General features: G+C 60.7%; 12 protein-coding genes. 4 read left to right on the forward strand and 8 right to left on the reverse strand.

Features of this window, described 5'->3' with window-relative positions; genetic code table 11:
- Positions 1-227 precede the first annotated feature (227 nt).
- Positions 228-590, forward strand: coding sequence for an acyltransferase (locus C8N43_RS12920; RefSeq protein WP_245912994.1), 363 nt, complete (start codon positions 228-230; stop codon positions 588-590).
- Positions 591-765: 175 nt separating this feature from the next.
- Complete coding sequence (locus C8N43_RS12925; RefSeq protein ID WP_107845994.1) at positions 766-2,997, forward strand: hypothetical protein; 2,232 nt, start codon at positions 766-768, stop codon at positions 2,995-2,997.
- A gap of 4 nt (positions 2,998-3,001) precedes the next feature.
- On the opposite strand, the gene C8N43_RS12930 is transcribed toward C8N43_RS12925, so the two are convergent.
- Positions 3,002-4,210, reverse strand: a complete 1,209-nt coding sequence (locus tag C8N43_RS12930) for an oligosaccharide flippase family protein (protein WP_107845995.1) — start codon at positions 4,208-4,210, stop codon at positions 3,002-3,004.
- Positions 4,211-4,460: 250 nt separating this feature from the next.
- Here C8N43_RS12930 and C8N43_RS12935 point away from each other — a divergent pair, with 250 nt between their 5' ends.
- The gene (locus C8N43_RS12935; RefSeq protein ID WP_245913020.1) at positions 4,461-5,507 is read left to right on the forward strand and encodes a Coenzyme F420 hydrogenase/dehydrogenase, beta subunit C-terminal domain; all 1,047 of its coding nucleotides are present in this window, start codon (positions 4,461-4,463) and stop codon (positions 5,505-5,507) included.
- On the forward strand, positions 5,504-6,733 hold the full coding sequence (locus C8N43_RS12940; RefSeq protein ID WP_107846359.1) for a polysaccharide pyruvyl transferase family protein: 1,230 nt from the start codon (positions 5,504-5,506) through the stop codon (positions 6,731-6,733). The genes C8N43_RS12935 and C8N43_RS12940 overlap by 4 nt, the downstream gene beginning before the upstream one ends.
- A 1-nt stretch (position 6,734) precedes the next feature.
- On the opposite strand, the gene C8N43_RS12945 is transcribed toward C8N43_RS12940, so the two are convergent.
- From C8N43_RS12945 to crtA, 7 genes are all read right to left on the reverse strand, one after another.
- Positions 6,735-6,995 carry a spike base protein, RCAP_Rcc01079 family gene (locus C8N43_RS12945; protein ID WP_107845997.1) on the reverse strand — a complete coding sequence of 87 codons (261 nt, stop codon included), beginning with the start codon at positions 6,993-6,995 and terminating at the stop codon, positions 6,735-6,737.
- Positions 6,996-7,078: 83 nt separating this feature from the next.
- Positions 7,079-7,549, reverse strand: coding sequence for a 23S rRNA (pseudouridine(1915)-N(3))-methyltransferase RlmH (gene rlmH, locus C8N43_RS12950; RefSeq protein ID WP_107845998.1), 471 nt, complete (start codon positions 7,547-7,549; stop codon positions 7,079-7,081).
- Positions 7,549-7,866 (reverse strand): ribosome silencing factor, encoded by a 318-nt coding sequence (gene rsfS, locus C8N43_RS12955; protein ID WP_107845999.1) that lies wholly within the window; start codon positions 7,864-7,866, stop codon positions 7,549-7,551. Before rsfS ends, rlmH begins: the two co-directional genes overlap by 1 nt.
- Positions 7,867-8,043: 177 nt before the next feature.
- On the reverse strand, positions 8,044-8,898 hold the full coding sequence (bchO, locus tag C8N43_RS12960; protein ID WP_107846000.1) for an alpha/beta fold hydrolase BchO: 855 nt from the start codon (positions 8,896-8,898) through the stop codon (positions 8,044-8,046).
- Positions 8,899-8,907: 9 nt separating this feature from the next.
- A complete protein-coding gene (locus C8N43_RS12965) occupies positions 8,908-10,584 on the reverse strand; it encodes a magnesium chelatase subunit D (protein ID WP_281257881.1) in 1,677 nt (558 codons plus the stop codon).
- Positions 10,581-11,585 carry a magnesium chelatase ATPase subunit I gene (gene bchI / locus C8N43_RS12970; RefSeq protein ID WP_107846001.1) on the reverse strand — a complete coding sequence of 335 codons (1,005 nt, stop codon included), beginning with the start codon at positions 11,583-11,585 and terminating at the stop codon, positions 10,581-10,583. Before bchI ends, C8N43_RS12965 begins: the two co-directional genes overlap by 4 nt.
- A complete protein-coding gene (gene crtA / locus C8N43_RS12975) occupies positions 11,582-12,298 on the reverse strand; it encodes a spheroidene monooxygenase (RefSeq protein ID WP_107846361.1) in 717 nt (238 codons plus the stop codon). The genes bchI and crtA overlap by 4 nt, the downstream gene beginning before the upstream one ends.
- Positions 12,299-12,306 lie beyond the last annotated feature (8 nt).

The following is a 12,306-nucleotide window of genomic DNA, read 5'->3' on the forward strand; positions in this document are numbered from 1 at the left end:
CAAAAACGCAGGCGCACCCTCCTTGCCTGGTGGTGGAGCTTGAATTGAGCGACGCGACACCAGAACCTTTCGACACACTTGTCGAACAAAATCCTCGACCTGCCGCCTTACCAAAGGCGCGCAGGCGGGGGTTGAACAGGCTCTATCTCTTGCGAAAACTTCTTGTTTCCGTTCGGCTGGTCTGGCTCAGGCGCGTGCTTGGCATGGATATCCACCCGAGTGCAGAGATGTCACTTCGTGCCCGCCCGGATCGTACGTTCCCCGGCGGGGTTCACATTGGGCCGCGCAGCTATGTCGCGTTTGAGGCGTGTGTTCTGACCCATGATAGAACGCGCGGGCTCTATCTGCATACGCGTGTGGGGCAGGATTGCTTCATTGGCGCACGCTCTCTGATCTTGCCGGGCGTTACGGTCGGCAACAATGTGATCGTGGCTGCCGGGGCAATCGTGACCCGCGATGTGCCCTCCGGCTGCGTCGTGGCTGGCAATCCGGCGCGAATCCTGCGGCGGAGCGACCAGATCGGGCCCTATGGACGCTTCCATTACGCAGATGAATCCGAGGCTGATTTGGCACGCCGCGGCCTGACCTGAGGCAGCGCGCGCTGCTTAGTGCAGTCGGCAACACTCCAGTATCTCATGCTATGGGCGGCGCGATATCGTGGCGACTGGAGTCGTCAACCACACATCTGGAGATGCATCGCACCGTTGCGCCCTGATTTGATCAGAGCTTCCCTCCCGCGTGCAGATGCGCGGGAAAGGTCGGCATATGTTTTTGAATTTGGGCTTGGGGATTGCGCAGCAAAACCGTCAAACCGAGGCACCGATGGTCGCCTTGACCGAAATCACGCTCGATCCCTTCACTCGCGATAAAACTCTGTTCGACAGCGGTGCCGCGTTTGGGCGCGATAGCGCGGATGTCACGATCTCTGGTACCGGGACCGTCGGAGAATCCGTTCAATACCGCGTTCTGCGCGACGATGGCAGCATCAGCGATTGGGCTGACTTGGTAGACATCGCGCCGGATGGCACGTGGACCGGAAGCATTCAGCACGCGCGCAGTCCGGTCTGGGTCCGTCCGGAAGTGCGGATCAAATCGGAGACCTCCACGCGCGCGCTAAGCCCGACGCGGTTTGGAGTAGGCCATGTGATCGCTTTGTGGGGGCAGTCCGAGATCGTGCGCATCCGATCGCTCGCCAATGATCTGATCCCGGCCGAGCCGATCCTGACTGACGATATGGTGCAGGCCATGTGGTACGACGGAACACCTGTGGTGTCGCATATCACCAATGAGACGCCCCATAGTGCCGCGCTGGCCGCCATGGCAAACGTGTTTCTGGCGGAGAGGCCGAATGACAAGGTCGCGCTCGTGTTTCAGGCCACGTCCGGCACCGGATTCAGGCAACTTGTCGATGACACTGACAGCGGCCGGAGCTGGGCCGATGATGCGGCGCTGCATGCCTTTGCGACCGCCGATGGTCAGCATGTCGGCGTTCCTGCGGTGTCGTGGTTCGCAACCCCCGGCTCGTTGTCTGACAGCTATGACGACGCGTTGTTCCCGCTGTTCACAGGCAAGATGCTTGATGGCACTCCGGTCAATTTCCCGACGAGCATCGACTATGGCTCAGGGTTCAGCTTTCAGGCTGACCACTGGTTCGGAGAGCTCTACGATCCGGCCCATACGCGCTGGGTTCCCTACGGGCCGCACAGGTTCGAGATCGGCGAAGACATGCAGAGCGCGACCATTACGGCCACTGGCGCGACACAGAATAATCTCGAGAACAAGCAATCTGCGCGGGAAGCCTGGCGCGAGATGGTTGCGAATCCGAATGCTGGCACCTGGTTCCTTCCCTTGGGGGCAGAGCCGCTTGGCTACCGCAATGGCGTTTCTGACGGGATGGGCGGTTGGACGGATCAGAGCCACCCATCTGGCGACACGGATGATGGCGCAGCGCTGTTTGCGCGCCTGTCCGCGCACGCGATCCTGCAATCTATGGGTCTAACCTCTTGGAGCGTACCGGAGTTCGACAATTGTGAGTGGGAGCCGAGTGGGTCCCATGTCGACGTGTGGTCTTCTGCCGGGCCGATCACCACATCGCGCGAGGTTCGCGGCGAGGCCGCTCTCGATGACAGTTTCGCGCATTGGACCGATGTTCTTGGATGGCAAATCAACGGAACTCCGGCGGAGCGCGCGGAGCTCGTTTCGGGCCGAATTAGGCTCTATCCTGCATCCGGAACCTTCCTGCCGGAGGACACGATCAGCTTCGGCGAAGGCGGTGCGACCGGTATGGTCAAGTTCCCCGAGGATTTCTATGCCGAGTGCTACAAGAACATCCCGCTCGTGGATGTCGGTGCGGCGCGTGTCGATGGGATCGCTGTGCGTCCGATGCCCGCGCCTTCGGTTCTGCAAAACGCCCTTGTCGTGACAGAAACCAGCTTTGACGTGAGTGCTGCCGGTCCGTATTTCGTCGACCCCGCGCAGATCGGTGCCGGGTGGTCACAGCTTCAGTTCTCGGTGGATGTTGCGGTGGTGATGCCGAGTTCGGGCGCGCGGACGCTCATCACCACGACGGGGAATTATCTAAGGCTTGAAGTGCTGCCAAACGGGAAACTGCGTCTGCGGCTGCGTGATGCCGATGGTGATGTGAAGGTCGATGGGGCGCAGACCGCCTCCGGCACGGTGATCGATGGCGTGCGCACGAAAATTGATCTGGCCTTCGACCTTGTATCTGGCTTGGCGCGTATCTGGTCCGATGGTGCGCTCGTGCTTGATCAAAACTTTACGCCGGGCTCCGGGATCTTGCCGAGTAACAGGGTGATCTCGATGCTGGCTGTCTTTGGAGGCACGTATCAAGTCGAAGGGACGGTGTACGGAGCCGATCTTTGGCGCGACAGCACGACAGACGGTACCTCGCCTGCGGGCGCCCCGCACAAGACTCTGCGTGGTCCGGCTGCGTCGATCAATCTGGATCTCTGGAAAGACGGCGCGGACGCGACCTGACGGCTTAGGGGAGGGCCGCGCGCATCGAGTTCGGGCGGCCTTCCAGCCGAAGTGCTAGCATAAGACCAAGTACCAGCCCGGCGCATTCGCTGAGAAGCGCGAGGTACAACAGCGTCTCGATGCTGCCGCCGTGCGACAAGGCATACCAGATCGCCGGGGCCGCAAGCAGGCGCGGCAGGTTGGCCCAGACCGGCAATCTGGTTTGACCGCGTGCCAATGCCAGGGTCGAAAGCGCTGACTTGGGCAGTCTGACTGCGGCCACGAGGACAAAGAGGTGCAGAAGCGGTCCAAGCGCCTGAAAGCCATCTGCTAGGATGCTGAGTGCATATTGAGCTGCAACGATGGTTGGCAGCGCTATTAGTACGGCAGCTATCGCCGCTTGTGCCAGAAGCGGCAGCAGTGCTGCTTCCGGACGGTGTCTCAGGCGTGGCAGGTGATAGGCCTGAAAGCTCTTTGACGCGATGAGAAACGGGGTGAGCGTCAACGTCGCGCCCATCGCAACAAGTCCAAGCTCGGGCAGCCCGAGCGCATGTCCTGCGATCAGTTTTTCGAGGTGCAGAACCGCAAAAAGAAGAGCCCCGTTTGCCGCAATCGGCATCCCGTATCGGAGTGTTTTGACGACCAACGCCTTCCGAACATGAAACTGATATCTGTGCAGAGCTAAGGCATGGCTGATCAGGGTCGCTCCGATCGCGTGTGCGATCAGGGCGAAAAGCATCACTTCAGGCTGTAATAGAGCCTTTCCATAGATCACCACGACGCTCACGCTGACCGCAGCTGGCACGATGAGGAACAGCGTGTAGCGCAGGTGCCGGCCCGTACGTTGCGCACGGAACGGGTCGAGGTGGCAAAAGCCCATCACGATGGGGATGAGTGCGCTCCACATCAGAAGTGAAACGTGCCGGGTAATCTCCAACGCATGTGCCAGCGGGTGCGCGAGTATCAGGATAAGCACGCCTCCAAAAATGCCGCGGATTATTTGCATGCCGTGGAGGCCGGCCTGCATCTGCCTGGAGCCCCCACGCGGATGGCTGACACAAAGCTGCGGGATGCCGATCGACGTCATCAGTTCGACCGCCGAGATCACGAGCGAAAGAATGATCGCAACGCTATAGTCCTCAAGCCCGAGAAAGCGGGCCAGCAATAGATTGCGCGCGAAAGTGAGGCCCGCGGTGAGGCCGTGTCCGATCAGCAGGGTGACTATTCCGGACAAGACCGCTCCTTTCCTGAGATGCTTTACGACCCATTAACCAGTTCGGTGTTTAACACTCGGTAAAGATCGATGGGTTTTCAGGAAGGCGACCAATTTGGCGGGCAGATTATCTACGGTCATGGAAGGCGATCTCTGCACGGGATGTGGCGCATGTGCGGCGCTCTCTGATGGTATACTGGAGATGAAACTGACGTCTGAAGGGTTCCTTCGACCCATGTCGACGTCCAAAGACGTTAGGGCTGACGTTCCGATGGCCTGTCCGGGCTTGAGGCAATCCTTGCCCCCTGATGCCAGATTTCGCGACCCTCTTTGGGGGCCAGTCACAGCTGCGTTTACGGGCTACGCCTTAGATGCCGAGATCAGACTAAAGTCGGCATCCGGCGGAGCGCTTTCGGCTTTGTTAGTGTCTATTTTAGAGCAAGGTCTTGCCGATGCAGTGGTGCAAACCGCGCGGGATCCGGACCTGCCAACGGGCAATACGACAGTTGTAAGTCGTACGCGTGCTCAGATCGTGGATGCGGCCAGCTCGCGCTATGCGCCCTCTTCGCCGCTCGCTGATATCGGCAGGCTGATTGGCGATGGATCGCGATACGCGTTTGTCGGGAAGCCTTGCGATGTGGCCGCCTTGTTCGAGTTGCGCAAGACAGATCGCCAGATTGCTGAGAGCTTTCCGATCCTGATTTCGTTCTTCTGTGCCGGTGTGCCGTCCTTGATAGGGTCCGAAGCCGTGCTGCGGGACATGAATCTGCCGCAGGACGAGGTCGCCCAATTTGACTACCGCGGTCCCGGATGGCCGGGCGAGGCCGAAGCCACAACCCATGACGAGCGCGAAAGGCGCATGAGCTACAGCCGGTCGTGGGGCGCTATCCTGTCCAAATTCGTGCAGCACCGGTGCAAGATCTGCGCGGATGGCAGCGGAGTTTTCGCAGACATCGCGTTTGCAGATGTATGGGAGGCGGATCGTGATGGATATCCAAGTTTCGACGAGCGCCCCGGGCAAAGCCTGATCCTGTGTCGGACCGCTTTGGGGCGAGAATTGCTTCAACGCGCGACGGATCACATCGATTTTGCAAGCTATGACCTTGCCAACCTTGCGGCTGTGCAGCCGGGCCAAGTCCGGCGCAGGCGTGCTGTACTGGCGCGCTTGATTGGTTTGCGTCTGATGGGACAGCCGATCCCGCAATACCGCGGGATGGGGTTGGTGCGGATGGCGCGCGAGAACAGTTTTGTGGACAATGCGCGGAATATGCTCGGTATGATGCGCCGTGCGTGGCGCAGACGTCGGGCGCGCGCATGATCCGCATCGGTCTGCTCTTCCACTCGTCTCATTCGGATAACTTGGGCGTCGGCGCTTTGACTGTGTCGCAGGTAGAAATTATCCGCGATATCGCGCGGTCCACTGGCATAGAGATCGCGATCACGATCTTCGATTGGGCCGGGAAGCGGCCCGCCTATGTCACCGGTCCCGACATTCAGGTGGTGACCTTGCGGGGTGATGATTTGAAGAGTCCAAGGCAGCTTTTGCGGGGGTTTAGAGCCTGCCATGTGATTGTAGATATCGGCGCTGGAGACAGCTTTACCGACCTCTATGGGCCAAATCGGCTCTGGCGGATGATCTACCTGAAATACCTTGTGCACATCGCGCGCGTTCCCTTGGTTCTGGCGCCCCAGACTTACGGGCCTTTCGCCGGTTGGCAAACGCGCATCGTGGCAAAGGATTTGCTAAAGCGGGCGAGTGTGGTGGCGACGCGGGATGTTCCCTCTACCGCGTTGTTGGCTGATCTTGCGCCTCAGCGCGATGTCATCACCGCAAGCGATGTGGCCCTGCGACTGCCTGCGCGTCCGGGACGTCAGGTGCGTGAAGCACCGGTTGTCGGGCTGAACGTGTCAGGTCTTTTGATGAATGGCGGCTACCGGGGAGCAAATGATTTTGCGCTGTCGCTGAATTATCCGGAGGCAATGCGCGGGATCATCAGGCGGTTCCTAAGCCTGCCAGATGCGCCAAACGTCGTGCTTGTGCCCCATGTCATCAGCCCGTCGCAGCCAACAGAGGACGACTTGGCAGCAAGTCGCGCTTTGCAGGCGGAGTTTCCGGCCGTGCAGCTTGCGCCACACTTCGCCTCGCCGAGCGAGGCAAAGAGCTTTATCGCAGGATTGGATTTCATGGTCGGCGCGCGCATGCATGCATGTATCGCGGCGTTTTCCAGCGGGGTGCCGGTGGTGCCGCTCGCCTATAGCAAGAAGTTCGAAGGGATGTTCGGATCGCTGGAATATGACGCGACCGCCGATTGCAGGAAGCTGGACACGGCAGGCGCGATTGAAGCCGTGCTGGACGGCTACCGCAGGCGCGATGTTCTGCGCCACCAGGTGCAAATTGCGCTGGGTGTCGGGCAGACGCGGCTGACAGAATACACGGATGCTTTGACCCGCGTTGTCAGCGCGATTGCGTTGAAGAAGAAGGCAGGGGACCAGCCCGGATATGGACCCGCCCCCCGCTGGAGTACCTTGGATGAAAGGCTCTAATTCACCACAAAGACAGGATTGCACCCGCTGTCGTGCCGCTCGCGCGAACCTTGGAGGCGCGGATTGGAAGCAGCGCACCTGTCGGCACGGATTCGAAAACGACCGTGTCTCCATCGGCCATTTCGACAGCGAGTGCGCCACCGAGGCCCACATAAATCGCTCGGCTCACATGGGGCAGAGCATCAGCGTCATTCGGGACGACGGTGCTGGCGGAACGTGCGGGTGAGATTGGGGTCGTCGGGAAGGAAGAAAAGCTGTCCATGATGGGTCCTGTGATTGGCGTCGGGGTCGACAGGCCTTTTCTCAAGACAGGGTTAAGAACTGGTTGGACCAGCGTACGGTGCCCTACGCCCGATGATACGGCGCACCCGCGAGGATCGACGCCGCGCGGTAGAGCTGTTCGGTTAGCATCACGCGGGCAAGCATGTGCGGCCAGACCATCTTTCCGAATGAAAGCGATGCGTCGGCACGCGCGCGCAGGATAGGGTCTATGCCATCTGCTCCACCGATAATGAGCGCCAGATCGCTGCACCCCTGATCGCGCCATCGGGCCAGCATCTGCGCAAAATCCGGCGAGCTCATGAGTGTGCCGCGCTCGTCGAGCGTGCAGATCGTGGCGCCCTTCGGCACGGCGCGGTCCAGCAAAGCGCCTTCTGCGGCCATGCCCCCGCCCTTCTTGTCCTCCACCTCGGACACACTCAGGGGCCCAAGCCCGAGGCCGCGGCCGGTGCGATCAAATCGCGTGGAATAGTCGTTGATCAGATCAAGCTCCGCCCCCGCCCTCAGGCGGCCAACGGCGCAGATATGCACACGCATCAGAGGTCGGCGTCAGTGGCACCCGCAGGTAGCCACATTTTCTCCAGCTGGTAGAACTCGCGCACTTCCGGTCGGAAAATATGCACGATCACATCACCGGTGTCGATCAACACCCAGTCGCCCTGCGACTTGCCTTCCATCCGGGAGAAGCGGCCGAACTCCTGCTTGACCATGTCGACCATCTTTTCGGCCAGCGAGGTGACCTGACGCGTGGAGCGCCCGGAACAGATCAGCATGTAGTCGGCAATCTCGGACCGCCCGCGCAGATCAATCTGCACCAGCTCCTCGGCTTTCTCTTTTTCCAGGAAGGCGACGATCCGGTCGCGCAGCTCTTCGCTGGTGCCGGGGTCTTTTGCGGGGGCCGATGTCGCGTTCAGCGGCTCGGCCAGGTTTGTGTTTTGAGACAGCGCTCAAACCTCCATTGAAACGTACCCACCGCGGGTACAACACGGAAACAGGGTATCAGTATGACAGTGAAATCTCAACGGTTGCAGCTACAGGGCCGGCAGGATGTGTTCAAGGCAGCCAGATGCATCTTCTTCATGCATCAGGTGTCCCAGCTTCGGCAAAGTGACGCAGGTGGCGTTTTTGATGCGCTTTGCGGCCTTAAGCGACGTGTCCGGTGGGACGGCTTTGTCGTTTTCCCCGGCAAGAAACAAAACCTGTTGGGATAGATTCGGTATGTCGCGCAGCAGACCGTCGAGCGACCATTGCGCCATCATCAAAAGCGTCGCTTCGACGTGATCCCGGTCGGAAATCAGCTTGTGATACTGCGCAAGGCCCTCGGGCTCCAGCGTGCTTCCCGTCGACGCAATCAGTGATTTGACCCGATCGGGTGAAGACGCCGTCATCGCGAAAAGTGGTGCGGTCAGGGGGTTCAGGGCCAGGAACTTGGCCATGGCAGGAAACAGCAGCCCCGCGATCCCGCGGAAATTCTCCAGCGCACCGTTGATCGAGATCAGCCGCGTGTTGGCGAGATCTGGCTGGTTCAAAGCCATCCGGAACATCAGCGCCGCGCCAGCGGAATGGCCGATAACAGCGGATGGTGTGAAATCCAGCTGATCCAGCAGATGCGCCAGATCATGGGCCATATGGTCAAGCCCGCAGCGCGATTTGTTGCCAAGCGTCGAAAAACCTTGCCCGGGCAAATCCACGGCGAGGGTCTGGAAATCCTCTGCGAGCCGGGGGAACATCTTGCGCCAAGAATGGGTCGACCCGCCCGCACCATGGATCAAGAGAACGCGCGGGCCTTCGCCATGTTCTTGCACATGCCATTTATGCGGTCTCGCAGTCACAAAGCGCGACGCCTGCGCCATCGGCCAGCTGTCTTTATGGCGTTCCCAATTCATCGTCGCGACTTAATCCAGAACGGCCTCAATGGCTTGGCTGACCCGATGCGCGTCAGCGCGCGGAAGAGGCAGATAGGGCGCAGCAAGGTCCAGCGCGAGGTCGGAAAGCGCTTTCTGCGGTCTGTTTCCGGTATCAATCACCAGCGCAGGGGTTTGCCGCGCGCGGATCATGCGGGCGATCTGCTTTGCGTCCTCACTTGCAGCGCTGCGATTGGCGGAGCCGTCCAGCGCGATGTTTGCGCGACCATCGGTTAGCACGACAATCGTGGGTGTTAGACCCTTGCCGCGGGTCTTTTCTGCCATCTGCAGCGCCGCTTCCAATCCCGCCGCCAAAGGGGTTCCGCCGCCACCGGGCAGGGCCGAAAGGCGCTTTTTCGTCTGTACAAGGGATCGGGTTGGCGGCAGCAAAAGGTCGGTTCCGGCCCCGCGGAAGGCGATCAGAGCGACATGGTCACGTCTCGCATAGGCCTCGGCCAGCAACAGCTCAACCGCACCTTTCGCCTCTGCCAGTCGTGCGAGGGCGGCCGAGCCAGAAGCATCCACAGCGAAGATCAGTAGACGATCGCTCTTTTCTTCGAACCGCTTCAAGCGGATGTCGCTTGCGCGCACCTGAAGCCGCCGGTCCGGCGCATGAAGTGCTGTCTTTCGAATAGTCTGCCACGGCGCCGCAGCCCTTAGGGTCGCGATCAGGTCGATCTGGGCCCCGCTTCCCAGCTGGCCCTTTTGCGACGGCTTCGGTCGGCCACGTCGGTTCCCCTTCTTGGCCGCGCCAGACCCGCTGCCCTGTGCGGCTTGACGAGCCTTCGTCAGATCAACGCGGTCGAGCAGATCTTTGGGCAAATTTGCAGCGACGGCTTGAAGCAATAACTCCTCAGGAAGATCGCGGCTTTGCGGTTGTTTAGACTCTCTTTCAGCGTCGTTTACGTTATCTTGCGCAGCAGTGGCTTCCTCCGGCATATCCTGCGGAATTTGCGTGGCACGAGGCCCGTAAACGAGTGTCAGAGCCTGCGACAGGTGGCTCTCATCGACATGGTCTGTACGTTGGATCGCGGCGAGCGCGCGTGCCGCGCGCAATGCAAAACTCGGGGCGCGCAGGCTGGTGATACCGAGCCGCAGTGCGACCCGCGTGACATCGGCGATCAGACCTGGATCCAGAAAGACCTTGGGCAAAGCAAGACGGGCAATTTCAATGCGGTCGTGATCAAGTACGATTTCCGGACAGTCGCGGTGCGACAGATCACCAAGATCGATATGGAAGGCGACGCGGTCGGTCAGAACCTCTGGTGCGCGCTCCTCTTCGCAGCCCTCATCCAGCAGAACCGCACAGTGGAAGCCATGGTCAAGAGCGATCGCAAGCTTGGCGGCGAGGCTACTGGGGCATCGTTCCGCCATGGTCAAAACGAGGTTTGCGGCTGCACCGTTCAAGACCCCTTCGGTCATGACCGTTTGCCCCGCCTCCAGGGTTGCGGCCAGATCGAGCCCGCCGAAGAGCTGGTCATCGCTGATCGCAGGGTGCAAACGGCGCGTGGTCCGAGGCGAAAGGGCCAGCGGCAATGCCGAAATCCAGCGGTCTCGGACCGGGCCGCTCCGCGCCTTCAGCCAGAAGCCACCCAGCCCCGCCGGGTCAACCGCCATTAAGGTCAACGCCAGCGTGGCGTCTTGCCAGGCGGGCGGGGCCGATGTCACGCAAGCACCTCGTCGATCACCCGCTGAACCCGTGTCGTAGAGCCCGCTTCGTCGAGCGGATCGCGCCGCAATCTGTGCCGAAGCGCGGACGGCGCAATCGATTTTAGATGCGCCGTGGTCACTGTCTCTTCGCCAAGATAGGCCGCATAGGCTCGCGCCGCGCGAAGCAGCGTCAGCTCGCCGCGCAATCCATCAGATCCCAGCTTCAGGCACAGCTCCGCACACTCACGCAGAATGGCCTCACTCGCGTCGACGCTCGGCAGCAGGGCGCGCCCTGCTAGTATCGCCTTGCGCAATTTCGTGTCCTGCCTGCGCCATTTGGTCAGGAATTTCTTCGTGTCGGTCTCGTAGGCATCGCGGCGGCGGATCACCTCGATCCGCGTGTCGATGTCGCTCGGAGAGCTGACTTCGACGGACAGGCCGAAGCGGTCCAGCAGCTGCGGGCGCAACTCGCCCTCCTCGGGATTGCCCGAGCCCACCAACACGAACTTCGCGGCATGCCGAACCGAAAGCCCCTCGCGCTCGACAACATTCTCGCCGGAAACAGCAACGTCGAGCAGTAAGTCGACGATATGGTCTTCGAGCAGGTTAACCTCGTCGATGTAGAGATATCCGCGATGCGCGCGGGCGAGCAGGCCCGGCTCAAATTCCTTTTTGCCTTGAGTTAGAGCCTTTTCGATATCCAGTGCGCCGACCACGCGATCTTCGGTCACCCCAAGCGGCAGGTCCACGACCGGGGTCGGTCGCTTAACCAGTTTCTTCGATGTGATCCGCGCGGGGTCGGGGCACAGTTCGACCCGCTCGCTGTTATATGGACAGCCGGCGACGGTCTCGATCTCAGGCAGCAGCGCCGCCAGCGCGCGCACCGCGGTTGACTTGCCCGTACCCCGGTCGCCAAAGACGAGCACGCCGCCGATGCTGGGGTCGATTGCGGTCAGGACCATGGCCTGTTTCATCTCTTCCTGCCCAACGATGGCGGAGAAAGGGAAAGGTTGGGTCATGATGCGACCTCCGATGGGATGATGTCTTGCAGGGGATTGCGCCCGTTCCACGACCCAGCGCTGCCCAGGATGTTGAACCGCGCATAAAGCTCTTCGCGAAACCAATGCTCGGCGCGGACGGCCTTAATGGCGCGGGCATGGGGGCCGTCCTTACGGGCGAAATTTGCCATGGCGTTGGCATCGGGCCAGATCGAGAAGGTGACCTGATGCAAAAGCGGCACTTCACCCACGCCGATTTTGAAGACGACGTTCGGATCGCTGCCGATCACATCGCTGATTGCTGGAACGCGCTTCCAAAAGCGCCACGCGACGCGGGGCTTGACGGTAGCACGGGTCAGAGCAGCAAGCGGTCCTTGAGACACGGAAATCCCGGTCTGAAAAGGCTCTGTCCCGGCCCAATTCCCCCGAACAGAGGCAGTACTGAGGAAAACCGTCCAATGCTCGTTTGCCCAAGACTGGTAGCGCCGGAAAACCGGGGCGCCGCTGGTTTGCCCACGCGCGATCTCTTCGGACGGCCAAGTTGCGAGGATCGCATAGACGCCGGTGTTCGGAATCGGTGTGAAACCTTCGCCGGTTCCGCTGCCCAAAAGCTTCCAAAAGCCTATATCGGGAACGCCGGGCAAGCTGAGCCGCGCAGCGCCCATCTGTGCCAACGCCCAAAGGCGTGACAGTGGCGTGGAAAACCGAAAGAAGCTGAGGCTTACGGTTTGGATAGCGACTC

Origin of the sequence: Litoreibacter ponti (genome assembly GCF_003054285.1) — a bacterium.
GTDB lineage: Bacteria > Pseudomonadota > Alphaproteobacteria > Rhodobacterales > Rhodobacteraceae > Litoreibacter > Litoreibacter ponti.